Source organism: Gordonia rhizosphera NBRC 16068 (assembly GCF_000298195.1).
GTDB lineage: Bacteria > Actinomycetota > Actinomycetes > Mycobacteriales > Mycobacteriaceae > Gordonia > Gordonia rhizosphera.
The window spans coordinates 35,570-48,699 of record NZ_BAHC01000182.1; the positions used below are offsets into that span (position 1 = coordinate 35,570).

The window sequence follows — 13,130 nt, forward strand, 5'->3', positions numbered from 1 at the left end:
TGACCGCCGCGACAAGGACGCGTGCTCTCCGGTGCGCGCGCAGCGCCCACGATCGTGGTGGTGGTCGTCACCTCGGGCCCATGTCGTGTTTGACACGACACCAAGCGACCGCTATTTTTCTGAAAATAAACCCAGATTTACTCAGGGAGCGGAGAGATTGGAGCAGGTCAGACGGTCGAAATGTGCGTCGTACCGACGCACATCTTCGTGGGCCGATCCGTGGCGGTCCCTGGGCGCAGATCTGCGGATCGCCGCCTCGGATCTGAGTGATGTTGTGGCTCCACGTTTGCAGAGTCATGCCGAAATGTGGTCGGGAGAGAAGAGGAATACCAGGTGAAGAAGTGGTTTGCGGTGGTGGCTGCGCTGGTTGCCGCCACGGTGGCGGGACCGGTACTGGCCGGACCCGCGTCGGCGGCGGGATTGCCGAATGGGTACAAGCGGGTCAGCGAGGGTGCGGTGACCGTCCAGACGTGGCGTACGGGTGAGTCCGCGCTCCCGGCCCTGTCGATGGCGGCCAATGGTGCCGGTCGATCGGCGGTGTTGTCGGGCAAGATCACCACGACGTTGAGCAAGGGCACCGGGAAGCTGCGCGTCGGGTATCTGGTGGGCTGCCAAGTCTCCCTGGGGAACCTGACGGCGGGGCTGTCCAGCACGATCTCGGCGACACCGACAGTGACGGGGACCGTCTCGTTCCCGTTGGCGCCGGGCGAGATCAAGCTGGTGCAGTTGTCGACGCAGAACATCACCGGTGGCCACGCCATGTACCAGTACTCCGGCCTCGAGGTCCAGGTGCAGGGTTGCGGTGGCGCGGCGCAGGCGCGCTCGTACGCGAGGGTCGAGGCAGTCGAAGGGTATGAGATCGACGCGTCGAACACCACCAACATCGGTGGTACCGGCGCGTATGTCCAGTCCACGTTGTACGGCCAGCCGTTCAGCCTCAGCTAGTCCTGTCCATCGATGCAAGTGATTGTGCAAGAAGAGAAGAGTCTGACGTGAAGAGCAAGTCTGTGATCTCCACCGGCGTGGTGTGGGGTGTCTGTGTGGCGGCCGGTGTGGGTGTGTTGTCGGGAATCGGACCCGCCGCGGCGGGCCCACTTCCGGGCGGGGCCGCCCATGCCGATCTCGGCGGCGGTACCACCATGACCGCGCGGCTGGTCAACGAGAAGGTGGATGTCCAGCCGGGCAACGTCGCCGGCATACCGACGTCGCGGGTGGCGTGGGTGTCGGGTGCGGTGCGTGTCTCGGTGACCGGGAAGGCCAAGGGCGGTGTCATCAAGGGCGGGTATGTCGTCGGCTGTCAGGTGAATCTGGCCGGCGCCGGCACCTCCGGTGCCGCGGGCGTGAACACGTCGACGGGGGCGCTCATCGGGCCCACCGCGGGTGGCACCCTGACCTTGGGTCCCGGGCAGGCCGCGTATGTGCCGATCATCGACCAGAAGAACTATGCGCTCGATGCCGACAACGCGCTGTACACGATCAACGGCTATCAGTTCGCCGGAAAGCAAGCGTCGGTCGCCTACAGTCAGGAAGAGTTGCGGGTCAACGGCTGTGCCGGCTACGCGCAGGCCCGGGCGCGGATCACCATCCAGGTGACCACCCCCTCGTCGAAGAGCGAGACGACGCTGTGGGGTAGGCCGTTCTCGTTGGGGTAATGCAATTGTTCGTCCGTTCCCGCCGTGACGCCCGTGGTATCGGGTGTCACGGCGGGAATTGGCATCTCTGTCTCTGCCGAGGCGTGCACCAATAGGTAGAGGGGACTCTGGCGTCCCAAGCACCTACCTGCTTGCATTGAATGCAATGATCTCGTTGCTGATCGGGCGGTGGACATGGCTACTTTGACAATCCGTGATCTGGACGACGATCTGAAGGCAGCCTTGAGTGTTCGCGCAGCTGAGAACGGAAGGTCGATGGAGGCGGACGATACGAACGTGGTGTCGGAGCTGGCGCACGTCTGGCCACCCGCAATGTCGACGACTTCGCAGACGTGGGTATAGAGGTACTCAATCCCTGGACTGCTTGACTGGCGCAGAATTCGGCCGGCCCAAAACGTCTGCGGAAGACGCGTGGCGGTTGACGCCGGCATTTTCGGGCATCACACCCCCAACACACCCTTCATCAGGTACGCCATCTGTGCGCCGAACTCAGGCCGGCTGGTGCCGCGGCGCATCCGGACCGCGTCGTTGACGATGCTCAGCGCGGCGTGGACGTCGATCGCCGCGCGGTCACGGGGCAGATCGGGGTCGGTCTGCATGAGCAGATCTACCCAGCGGGCCACGTAACGACGCTGGATGTCGACGAGGTCCGAGGCGTTCGGTTGGCCCGCCAGTGCGTCGGAACTGTTGAACGTGACCGACAGCTCGGGTGTGGACGTGATCACGTTGACATACGAGTCGATCAGCAGCGCAAGCAGTTTCGCGGGATCGGAGGTCGAGGCGTAGGCGGTCATCACGCCGGCTTCCAGGCGCGTCGCGCCGCGCTGACCGATGCCGATCAGGATCGCGATCTTGGAACTGAAGTGTTTGTAGACACTCGGACCGGTGATCCCGACGGCGGCGCCGATGTCGTCCACGCCGACGCCCGCGTAACCGCGCTCGGCGAACAGCGTCGCGGCGGCGTCCAGGATCTCGTCGCGGCGGGTGGGCGCGCCCGTGCCGGACGGGGGAAGGGCGGGAAGCGGCGGTGCCGAGTCGGGTCGCAGCGCGATCAGGCGCCGCACCAGAGCGTCCACCTCGGCCAGCGTGCGAGTCAGCGACATCCGGGTTCGGTGTACCGACAGGCTGCCGGCCACGCTGATCATCGCCCAGGCGAGGGTCACCGCCTCACGCTCGGTGAGGTCGGTGCCGTCGGCCAGAACGTCGGCCCAGTGATGCAGGATCGCGCGGGTGCGCAGCACCACCTCGCGGTTCTGTTCGTCGGTGAGGTGCTGACTGCCCCACCGCCACAGCGACGTCGACTCGGGTCGTTTGACACCCAACGCGCACACCGAGGAGATGAGGTCGTCCACCGGTGCGTCGCCCTCGGTCAGCGCCCGGCCGGTGCAGGTCTCGAGGTCGTCGACGCCGGCGTTGACCGCGGCCGCCAGCAGCGACTGCTTGTCGGCGAAATGCCGGTAGACCGACGGTGCGGTCACGCCTGCTGCACGGGCGATGTCCGCGACCGACACCTGGGCGTAGCCGCGCTCGGCGAACAGGGCTGCCGCATGGTCGAGCAGTTGTCGCTTGCGGTCCGCGGGCCGGATGCGCCGGGGTGTCTTCGGGGTAGGCATGGTGAACCGACCATAGCGCATATTTGTCGATACATGTGGCTTCGTGACCACCCGGTATAGCCAAACAAGTTATTCCGCGTTAGCCTGGAAGTCGGAACCACACCTGTTCATGTGAAAGGAACACACAACGTGGCTGATCAAGCATTCATCTACGAGGCGATCCGTACGCCCCGTGGCAAGCAGCGTGGAGGTTCGCTGCACAGCATCAAGCCCGTCGATCTGGTCTCCGGCCTGATCGACGAGGTTCTGGCACGGCACGGCTCCCTCGACCCGGCAGAAGTCAACGACGTCGTGCTCGGTGTCGTCTCGCCGGTAGGTGAGCAGGGTGCGGTCATCGCGCGCACCGCAGCGCTGAACAGCGGTCTGCCCGAGAGTGTTCCGGGAACCCAGATCAACCGTTTCTGCGCCTCGGGGCTGGAGGCCACCAACCTGGCCGCGGCCAAGGTGGCGTCCGGCTTCGATGACCTGGTGCTCGCCGGTGGTGTCGAGTCGATGTCGCGCGTGCCGATGGGCAGCGACGGCGGTGCACTCTTCACCGACCCGCTCACCGCGTACGAGAACTACATCGTTCCGCAGGGCATCGGCGCCGACCTGATCGCCACCATGGAGGGCTTCAGCCGCGAAGACGTCGACGCCTACGCCGCGGAGTCGCAGGATCGCGCCGAGAAGGCTTGGAGTGCAGGCTACTTCGCCAAGTCGGTCGTACCGGTCCGCGACATGAACGGCGTCATCGTGCTCGACCACGACGAGCATCGTCGTCCCGGGTCGACCGTCGAGTCGCTCGGCAAGCTCAAGGCTGCCTTCCAGGCGTTGGCCGACATGGCCGGCTTCGACGACGTGGCGCTGCAGAAGTACCACAACGTGGAGAAGATCAACCACGTCCACACCGGCGGTAACAGCTCCGGCATCGTCGACGGCTCCGGACTCGTCCTGATCGGCAGCGAGGCTGCGGGCAAGCGCAACGGCCTCACCCCGCGCGGCCGCATCGTCACCTTCGCCGAGATCGGCTCCGAGCCGACCATCATGCTCACCGGTCCGACCCCGGCCACCGAGTTGGCGCTGAAGAAGGCAGGCCTGACGGTCGACGACATCGACGTCTTCGAGCTCAACGAGGCCTTCGCGTCGGTCGTCATGAAGTGGATGAAGGATCTGAAGATCCCGCACGAGAAGGTCAACGTCAACGGTGGCGCCATCGCCATGGGTCACCCGCTCGGCGCAACCGGCGCGATGATCTTCGGCACCTGCCTCGACGAGCTCGAGCGCACCGGCGGCCGCTACGGCCTGGTCACCCTGTGCATCGGCGGCGGCATGGGCGTCGCGACCATCATCGAGCGTCTCTGACCCTTCGAGGCTCGCTTCACTCGCTCCTCGGGGAGCGGGGAGGCCCTACAGAAAGAACCTTTCAAACAACATGAGTGACAACATGATTGCCTGGGAGAAGGACGCCGATGGCGTCGTCGTCCTGACCATGGACGACCCCAACCAGGGCGCCAACACGATGAACGACCTCTACCGGTCGTCGATGTCCGCGACCGTCGAGCGCCTCGAGGCCGAGAAGGATGACATCACCGGTGTCGTCCTCACCTCCGCGAAGAAGACCTTCTTCGCCGGTGGCGACCTCAAGGACATGACCAGCGGAGCCGGTGGTCGGTCGAAGGAAGAGATCGCCACCGAGATGACGCACAGCGTCAACGGCATGAAGCGTGTCCTTCGCCGTCTCGAGACCCTCGGCAAGCCCGTCGTCGCCGCCATCAACGGCGCCGCACTCGGCGGCGGCCTGGAGATCGCGCTGCACACGCACTACCGCGTGGCCGCCGATGTCAAGGGTGTCCAGATCGGTCTGCCGGAGGCGACCCTCGGCCTGCTTCCCGCCGGTGGCGGCGTGGTCCGCACCGTCCGTCTGCTCGGTATCCAGAACGCGCTGATGGGTGTGCTGCTGCAGGGCCAGCGCTTCAACCCGACCAAGGCCAGGGAAACCGGCCTGATCGACGAGGTCGTCGGCTCCATCGAGGAACTGATCCCCGCCGCCAAGGCCTGGATCGCCGCGAACCCCGACGCCGCGCAGCCGTGGGACAAGAAGGGCTACAAGATCCCGGGCGGTGCTCCCACCAACCCGGCCTTCGCCGCCAACCTCCCGGCCCTGCCGGCCCTGCTGCGCAAGCAGATCAAGGGTGCCAACATGCCGGCTCCGCGTAACATCCTGGCCGCCGCGGTCGAAGGTGCCTACGTCGACGTCGACACCGCCGACATCATCGAAACCCGCTACTTCGTGGACCTGCTCACCGGCCAGGTCGCGCAGAACATGATCAAGGCGTTCTTCTTCGACCTGCAGCACATCAACAACGGTGGCTCGCGTCCCGAGGGCTACCCGAAGTACACCGCCAAGAAGGTCGGAGTCATCGGTGCGGGCATGATGGGTGCCGCGATCGCCTACGTGTCGGCCAAGGCCGGCATGGAGGTCGTCCTCAAGGACATCGACCTCGACGCCGCCAAGAAGGGCAAGGCCTACTCGGAGAACCTCGAGGCCAAGGCCGTCGCCAAGGGTAAGACCACCCAGGAGAAGGCCGACGCGCTGCTGGCCCGCATCCACCCGACCGTCGACGCCGCCGACTTCAAGGGCGTCGACCTCGTCATCGAGGCCGCGTTCGAGTCGGTCGAGGTCAAGCACAAGGTGTTCCAGGAGATCGAGGACATCGTCGAGCCCGACGCGATCCTGGGTTCGAACACCTCGACCCTGCCGATCACCATCCTCGCCGAGGGTGTGCAGCGCGCTGAGGACTTCATCGGCATCCACTTCTTCTCGCCGGTCGACAAGATGCCGCTGGTCGAGATCATCAAGGGCCAGAAGACCTCGGATGCGGTGCTGGCCAAGGTCATCGACTACACCTTGGCGATCCGCAAGACGCCGATCGTCGTCAACGACAGCCGCGGCTTCTTCACCAGCCGTGTCATCGGCACCTTCGTCAACGAGGCCATCGCGGCCGTCGGCGAGGGCGTGGACCCGGTGTTCATCGAGCACGCGGGCACCCAGGCCGGCTACCCGGCCGCGCCGCTGCAGCTGATGGACGAGCTGACCCTGACCCTTCCGCAGAAGATCCGCAAGGAGTCCGAGGCCGCGGCCAAGGAAGCCGGTGTGGACTTCCCGCAGCACGCGTCGTCCGCCGTCGTCGACTGGATGGTCGAGAACGGACGCACCGCCCGCAAGGACGGCAAGGGCTTCTACGACTACGACGAGAACGGCAAGCGCGTCGGCCTGTGGCCGGGTCTGCGCGAGCACTTCAACTCGGGCACCACGGAGATCCCGTTCGAGGACATGAAGGAGCGCATGCTCTTCGCCGAGGCGCTGGAGACCGTGAAGTGCTTCGACGAAGGTGTGCTCACCTCCGTCGAGGACGCCAACATCGGTTCGATCTTCGGCATCGGCTTCCCCGCGTGGACCGGTGGTGTCATCCAGTACATCAACGGTTACGAGGGTGGCGTGGCGGGCTTCGTCGACCGTGCTCGCGATCTCGCGTCGAAGTACGGCAAGCACTTCGAGCCGCCGGCCTCGCTCGTCGAGAAGGCAGCCAAGGGCGAGAAGTTCTGACTCCTCGCTGACCCCCTGCGCCGTAGATCCGCGTCTTATATCGACTCGGATCTACGGCGCGGTTGGTTATCCACAGGCTTTCGGTTGGGACGGCTGGTTGGGGTGGTTGTCGGCGAGACTTTCTGTCATGGCCCCGACACCGGATGTAGCCCGGCTGCAGGAGTTGCTCGACGACCAGGACGGGGTGATCGCGCGCCGCCAGGTCATCGGGTGCGGGTTCACCGTGCCCTACATCCGGTGTCGGGTGCGCCGTCGCGAGTGGGCCACGATCTATCCCGGGACCTATGTCGACCACACCGGACCGCTGACATGGCGGCAGCGGGCGTGGGCGGCGGTACTCGATGCGTGGCCGTCCGCGCTGAGCCATGCATCGGCTGTCGGTACAGCCCAGGACCACGGCGCCGGCCCGATTCACATCATGGTCGCGCGTCACCGTCGAGTGACTCGGCGCGCGAGTGTGGTCGTCCACTATGCAGCCAGATTCGACGAGCAGGTGCTTTGTGACGCTCACCCACCGCGGCAGCGGGTCGAGGAAGCCGCGCTCGACATGGTCGCGCTGGTGAGTTCGGAGATGCGTGTCGTTGCGTGCCTCACCGAGGTCCTGCAAGCTCGAAAGACCACTGCCGAGCGACTTCTCGTTGCATTGCAGTCCCGCCCGCGGATGCGGCGGCGTGCGTTCGTCGAGGGTGTGCTCCGTGACGCGCGCGACGGCACGTGCTCGGTACTCGAGTATGGATACCTGACCAGAGTCGAACGTGCGCATGGTCTTCCGAGGCCGCACCGGCAATCGCCGACGGGCGTGGGGCGGAAGGGGTTTCGGGATGTCGACTATCCCGACTGGCACGTGGTGGTGGAGTTGGACGGGCGGTTTGGGCACGACGATGTGCACGCTCGCGATCAAGACATGGAGCGCGACCTGGACGCTGCTGCCGGTGCCGACCGAGAGACGCTCCGAATCGGTTGGGGTCAGGTGTTCGCCCGCGCGTGCTCGACCGCGGTGAAGATCGGGAAGGTGTTGAACCGCCACGGTTGGCCCGGGGCGGTGGCCTCGTGCCCCCACTGCCCATCGTCTGATGCCGGATCGCCGTAGATTCGAGCCACATACTGGCCCGGATCTACGGCCGGAGCGTGTCGGTCCGAGCGAGGAAGGCTGCGACCGTGGCCTCGAACGCCTCCTTGGCCTCGATCATCACCCAGTGGCCGCAGTTGGGGAAGACGTGTAGCTCGGCGTCCGGGATGAGTCGCATCGGCATCATCGCCATGTCGAGTGGGCTGACCCGGTCGTCGCGCCCCCAGGTCAGCAAGGTCGGGCACGACACCTTGTGCATCATCGACCAGTACGGCGGGGTGTCGGAGGCGGCCATGAACTGCTGCTGCATCTCGAAAGCGGCCGAGCCGTACATCATCTGGGCGGTCTTCTGGGCGTCCGGGTGGATGGCGGCGGCCCAGCGCTCCTCGATGAGTGCCTCGGTGACGAGCTTCTTGTCGAAGACCATCGAGGTCAGCCAGCGGACGAGCTTGTCCCGATCCGGTGCGTCGGTGAACTCCTGTAGCAGCCGCAGGCCCTCGCTCGGGCTGGGGCTGAACACGTTGGGTCCGACGCCGCCGATGGTGACCAGCTTCTCGACACGATCCGGCTTCTTGATGGCCAGGTTGACCCCGACGACACCACCCATCGAATTGCCGATCATCGCGGCCGAGCCGATATCGAGCGCGTCCATGAACCTGATGACCGACGACCCGGCGGTCAGCACCGGATGCCCCTCCACGGGATCGCTGACGCCGAAGCCGGGGAACTCGAGGACGTAGCAGTGGTGGGTCTGGGCGAAGAAGCCCAGGTTGCCGCGGTAGTTGCGCCAACCGGTGACGCCGGGACCCGATCCGTGCAGCAGGATCAGCGGTGGTGCGTCGTCGGGGCCTGCCTCGTGGTAACGCAGGGTGCCCTGGTCGGTGGTCAGTTCGCGTTTCGTCGCGTCGTAGGTGACATCCACGAAGTCAGGTTAGAACGTGTTCTAGTTTGTTGTCACGGGTGTGGTCTCGATACGCGTCGGGCTCGCTTCGCTCGCGCGTCGCTACTCGACCAGCGGTTGGGGTCAGCCACCGACGGAGGCCGCGTCCTCCTCGCCGAACTGATCCTCGAGCGCTTCGGGGGAGTAGTCGAGGTCGATCTCGGCGACCGATCTCCCGCGGGCCGATTCGATGGCGCCCAGCCTGCGCTGGCCGCGGTCGGCCGCGTATGCGATGAACTCGTTGTTGTCGAGTCCGAAGGGCTGCTCGTCGAACTGCTCGTTAACCCAGTTGATCATGCCCAGCGCGAGCGGCATCAGTTCGCCCATCCGCTCGGCGATCACATCCCACATCGAGTCGTCGGCGGCGACGTGCCGTCGGCAGGTGAAGGTGCCCCAGGCCATGTGGCGTCGTTCGTCGCCACCGATGAACCGGATGAGCTTCTGCATCCCGGGGAAGATCCCGTGACGCGTGCACACCGTCTGCCAGGCGTGGTAACCGGTGAGGGCGAGGCTGCCCTCGATGACGTGGTTGTAGGTGACGCTCGCCCGCACTTGATTGCGGGGCGACGGGTCGTCGTCGAGTTGATGCAGCGAGTCAGGGAGCTCCTCGTAGAACAGCTGCCGGTAGTACGGGTTGTCGGCGACGAAGGGTTGCAGGTCGCCGGTCAGTCCGACGGCGTCCATCCACATCCGGAAGACCTGGGTGTGTTTGGCCTCCTCGTAGCAGAACTGGGTCAGGTACATCTCGTCGCCGAAGCGGCCCTCGGCGGCCATGGCCTTCATGAACGGCTGGATGTCCTGGGTGACGGCTTCCTCGCCGGCGACGAACTGGCTCACCAGGTAGGTGGTGCTGCGCCGCTGCTCGTCGGTGATGTCGTGCCAGTCCTGGGCGTCGCGGCTGAAGTCGATCGCGACGGGATCCCAGAACCGCGCATTGCCCTTGATGAACAGGCGCAAGGGGAATGACTCCCAATTGAGGCCACCGCTGCGGAGGGACGTGAAGTCCTCACGGCCCGGCGGCGCTTTGTGCTTGGCAAGAGTCATCTGCGATCACCAGCTAACGATCATTCAAGGTGGATATGACGACGTTAGTCTTCCCTTGGATGTAACGTCCGCGTTTCGTCGAACTCTCCGGTCCCGGGTCTGTCGCCCGATTCCGGGATGGTCTCGAGGCGGTTTCGAAAGGGTCAGCGGGGCACGGAGTTCGGCCACCAGACCCGTCTGCCGATATCGAGGGTGATCGCCGGAACCAGCAGGGTGCGGACAATCAGGGTGTCGACGAGGACCCCGAACGCCACGATGAACGCCACCTGCGCGAGGAACAGCAGTGGGATGACCGCCAACGACGCGAACGTGGCGGCCAGCACAACACCGGCGGACGTGATGACACCGCCGGTCGCGGTGAGACCGCGGAGCATCCCCGACCGGGTGCCGTGGGCCAACGCCTCCTCGCGTACGCGTGTCATGAGGAAGATGTTGTAGTCGATGCCCAGCGCGACGAGGAAGACGAAGCCGAAGAGGGGAACCACCGGATCGGCGCCGGGGAAGCCGAACGGCCCGTTGAACAGCAGCGCGGCCACCCCGAGGGTGGCGGCGAACGACAGCACCGTGGTCGCGAGCAGAAGGGCCGGCGCGAGCAGGCTGCGGAGCAGCGCGATCAGCACGGCGAACACCACCAGCAACACGATCGGGATGATCAGATTACGGTCGCGGATCGCCGTCTCGCGGGTGTCGAGGTCGATGGCGGTGGTGCCGCCGACGAGGGCGTCGGCACCTGCGATCGGGTGCACCACTTCGCGGATGTCGGCCACGATGTCCTGGGCGGCGAGGGAGTCGGCGTTCTCGGTGAGTGTGGCCTCGATCGCGACCTTGCCGTCGACGACGACCGGCGCATCGTCTCTGGTCACGATCTCGGCCCGGCCGACGCCGTCAACGCGGCGGACGGTCTGCAGGACCTGGTCGGCCTGATCCTGGTTGGTGATCACCCACGTCGGAGATCCGCTACCGGCATCGAAATGCCGCGCCTGGACCTCGGCCCCCGTGACGGAGTCGACGGTGCCCAGGAAGAAGTCGGTCTGTGCGACGCCGTCGGCCCTGAAGGTCGGCGCGAACGCGGCGCCGATGAGTAGGACGACGAGCGTTCCGATCCAGATGGGCCGGGGCCGGATCGCGACGCGGTCGGCGATCTGCCGCCACAGACGATGGGTGCTGCCGGACTGCCGGGTGTCGGGGTCGAACCGCGGTCGGAACGGCCAGAACGCCGCGCGTCCGAGGAGTGCGAGCGCGGCGGGCAGGAAGGTCATGGCGGCGAGGAACGATGCCACGATGCCGATCGCCGCGACCGGGCCCAGACTGCGGTTGGAATTGAGGTCGGAGAAGAGCAGACACAGGACGCCCGCGATGACGGTGCCCGCCGAGGCGGCGACCGGTTCGATGGTGGCCCGCCACGCCGTTCGCAACGCGGTGTACTTGTCGGCGTTCCCGACGAGTTCCTCGCGGAAGCGGGACACCAGCAGGAGCGCGTAGTCGGTGGCGGCGCCGAACACCAGGATGAACAGGATGCCCTGGCTCTGGCCGTTGAGTTCCAGGATGTTCTGGTCGGCGAGTAGGTAGATGGCCCCGGAGGCGAGGCCGAGTGCGAACACCGCCGAGATGATGACGACGAACGGCAGGATCGGACTGCGGTAGACCACGATGAGGATCACGATCACCACCAGTCCGGCAACCAGCAGCAGGATCCCGTCGATCCCGGCGAAGGCCTCGCCGAGGTCGGCGATCTGTCCGGCCGGGCCGGTGACCAGCACCGTGAGCCCGGCAGGCGCGGGGGACAGGGCGTCCCGCAGTTGCTCGACGGTGTCGGCGGGTTCCCCCTGGCTCTCGATCGGCACGAACATCTGCGCCGCCTGGCCGTCGGTCGAGGGGATCGGCGGGGAGAACGGAGTTCCGAACCCGGGCGCCCCCGACAGCGGCTGGGTGGCGGTCGTCAGGAACTCGAGATCCTGGGCGGTGACCCCGGACGGACGCTCGGCGATCACCACCGCGGGCACCGTCGAGGTGTCCTGGAAACCGCCGAGAGCATCGTTGACTTCGGTGGACTCTGCCGACGAAGGAAGGAAGGCGCTGATGTCGTTCGTCGACACCGACGCCAGCTTGCCTGCGAACGGCCCGGTGATACCGCCGATGACGAGCCAGCCGAGGATCAGGAGTGCGGGGATGAGCCAGCGCAGCCGGGCCGTCTTCGCCATGTGACCATTCCTACACGACCGTCAACCCCCGTTGCTCGTCGAGAGCTGATCGGCGCCGTGGGGTCACTTGCACAAAGGCAGGAAGGTCGATCGATAGGTGACCGGCGAGATCAAACAGATGCTCCGGCAATCGAAATCGCGATTTCGTATGCACGCAGGTGCATATCCGGCAACGATGGGAGTCAGATCGCACACCGATGCTCAAAGAAAGGGCGCGCTACATGAAGACGAAGGGTGCAATCCTCCGTAACCCGGGCGAGAAGTGGAAGATCGAGGAGTTCGAGCTCGGCGACCCGGTTGCCGGTGAGGTCCAGGTGAAGCTGGTCAGTTCCGGTCTGTGCCACTCCGATCACCATCTGCGGACCGGTGACAGCCCGGCACCGATGCCGGTGCTCGGCGGCCACGAGGGTGCCGGCGTCGTCACCAAGGTGGGACCGGGCGTCACCAGCCTGAAGGAGGGCGACCACGTGGTCACCGCCTTCATCCCCGCCTGCGGTGTCTGTGAACCGTGTTCACGGGGCGACCAGAACTTCTGCGACGAGGGCGCCCGGTTGCTGACCGGTCTCGCGATCGCCGACGACACACATCGATGCACCACCTCTGACGGCCAGGGCCTGACCCAGATGTGCCTGCTCGGCACGTTCGCGCCCTACATCACCGTCAACCAGGCATCGTTGATCAAGATCGAGGACGACATCCCGCTGCAGACCGCGGCGCTTCTCGGATGTGGTGTCGCAACCGGCTGGGGGTCCGCGGTCGAGATCGGTGGGACGCACGCCGGTGACGTGGTTGTCGTCGTCGGTATCGGCGGTGTGGGTATCAATGCGGTGCAGGGCGCCGCGGCGGCCGGAGCGCGGATCGTCGCCGCGATCGACCCGGTGCCGTTCAAGCTGCAGATGGCCGAGAAGCTCGGTGCCACCCACACCTTCCCCTCGATGGAGGACGCGCTTCCGGTGCTCGGCGAGATCAGCTGGGGCAAGATGGCCAATACGACCATCCTGACCGTCGGTGAAATCGACGGTTCG

General features: G+C 65.9%; 11 protein-coding genes. 7 read left to right on the plus strand and 4 right to left on the minus strand.

The window, feature by feature from the left end:
- Positions 1-333: 333 nt before the first annotated feature.
- The 3 genes from GORHZ_RS22080 to GORHZ_RS32295 all read left to right on the plus strand — a co-directional run bounded on the left by GORHZ_RS22080 (position 334) and on the right by GORHZ_RS32295 (position 1,994).
- Positions 334-945 carry an MspA family porin gene (locus GORHZ_RS22080; protein WP_006337084.1) on the plus strand — a complete coding sequence of 204 codons (612 nt, stop codon included), beginning with the start codon at positions 334-336 and terminating at the stop codon, positions 943-945.
- Between the two features lie 47 nt (positions 946-992).
- The gene (locus GORHZ_RS22085) at positions 993-1,652 is read left to right on the plus strand and encodes an MspA family porin (RefSeq protein ID WP_006337085.1); all 660 of its coding nucleotides are present in this window, start codon (positions 993-995) and stop codon (positions 1,650-1,652) included.
- A gap of 174 nt (positions 1,653-1,826) precedes the next feature.
- Positions 1,827-1,994, plus strand: coding sequence for a FitA-like ribbon-helix-helix domain-containing protein (locus tag GORHZ_RS32295; protein WP_373279627.1), 168 nt, complete (start codon positions 1,827-1,829; stop codon positions 1,992-1,994).
- A 98-nt stretch (positions 1,995-2,092) separates the two neighbouring features.
- Here the strand turns inward: GORHZ_RS32295 and GORHZ_RS22095 are convergent, their stop codons facing one another.
- Entirely contained in the window at positions 2,093-3,265 is a 1,173-nt protein-coding gene (locus tag GORHZ_RS22095; RefSeq protein WP_040532992.1) for a TetR/AcrR family transcriptional regulator, read from the minus strand.
- A 129-nt stretch (positions 3,266-3,394) separates the two neighbouring features.
- Here GORHZ_RS22095 and GORHZ_RS22100 point away from each other — a divergent pair, with 129 nt between their 5' ends.
- The 3 genes from GORHZ_RS22100 (at position 3,395) to GORHZ_RS22110 (ending at position 7,941) form a co-directional block, all read left to right on the plus strand.
- Positions 3,395-4,606 (plus strand): acetyl-CoA C-acetyltransferase, encoded by a 1,212-nt coding sequence (locus GORHZ_RS22100; RefSeq protein WP_006337099.1) that lies wholly within the window; start codon positions 3,395-3,397, stop codon positions 4,604-4,606.
- 70 nt (positions 4,607-4,676) lie between these two features.
- Complete coding sequence (locus GORHZ_RS22105; protein WP_006337100.1) at positions 4,677-6,851, plus strand: 3-hydroxyacyl-CoA dehydrogenase NAD-binding domain-containing protein; 2,175 nt, start codon at positions 4,677-4,679, stop codon at positions 6,849-6,851.
- A gap of 127 nt (positions 6,852-6,978) precedes the next feature.
- The gene (locus GORHZ_RS22110; RefSeq protein ID WP_040532973.1) at positions 6,979-7,941 is read left to right on the plus strand and encodes a putative endonuclease domain-containing protein; all 963 of its coding nucleotides are present in this window, start codon (positions 6,979-6,981) and stop codon (positions 7,939-7,941) included.
- Between the two features lie 25 nt (positions 7,942-7,966).
- Here GORHZ_RS22110 and GORHZ_RS22115 read toward each other — a convergent pair whose 3' ends face one another.
- The 3 genes from GORHZ_RS22115 to GORHZ_RS22125 form a co-directional block, all read right to left on the minus strand.
- The gene (locus GORHZ_RS22115; RefSeq protein ID WP_006337103.1) at positions 7,967-8,842 is read right to left on the minus strand and encodes an alpha/beta fold hydrolase; all 876 of its coding nucleotides are present in this window, start codon (positions 8,840-8,842) and stop codon (positions 7,967-7,969) included.
- Between the two features lie 102 nt (positions 8,843-8,944).
- A complete protein-coding gene (locus tag GORHZ_RS22120) occupies positions 8,945-9,904 on the minus strand; it encodes a R2-like ligand-binding oxidase (RefSeq protein WP_006337105.1) in 960 nt (319 codons plus the stop codon).
- Between the two features lie 143 nt (positions 9,905-10,047).
- Complete coding sequence (locus tag GORHZ_RS22125) at positions 10,048-12,105, minus strand: MMPL family transporter (protein ID WP_006337107.1); 2,058 nt, start codon at positions 12,103-12,105, stop codon at positions 10,048-10,050.
- A gap of 221 nt (positions 12,106-12,326) precedes the next feature.
- Here GORHZ_RS22125 and GORHZ_RS22130 point away from each other — a divergent pair.
- A partial coding sequence (locus GORHZ_RS22130; protein WP_040532976.1) for an alcohol dehydrogenase catalytic domain-containing protein occupies positions 12,327-13,130 on the plus strand: 804 nt, incomplete at its 3' end.

Coding starts and splice junctions, on each gene's coding strand:
- GORHZ_RS32295 (WP_373279627.1), top strand. CDS start 1,827: ATGGCTACTTTGACAATCCGTGATCTGGACGACGATCTGAAGGCAGCC.
- GORHZ_RS22095 (WP_040532992.1), bottom strand. CDS start 3,265: ATGCCTACCCCGAAGACACCCCGGCGCATCCGGCCCGCGGACCGCAAG.
- GORHZ_RS22105 (WP_006337100.1), top strand. CDS start 4,677: ATGAGTGACAACATGATTGCCTGGGAGAAGGACGCCGATGGCGTCGTC.
- GORHZ_RS22110 (WP_040532973.1), top strand. CDS start 6,979: ATGGCCCCGACACCGGATGTAGCCCGGCTGCAGGAGTTGCTCGACGAC.
- GORHZ_RS22120 (WP_006337105.1), bottom strand. CDS start 9,904: ATGACTCTTGCCAAGCACAAAGCGCCGCCGGGCCGTGAGGACTTCACG.
- GORHZ_RS22125 (WP_006337107.1), bottom strand. CDS start 12,105: ATGGCGAAGACGGCCCGGCTGCGCTGGCTCATCCCCGCACTCCTGATC.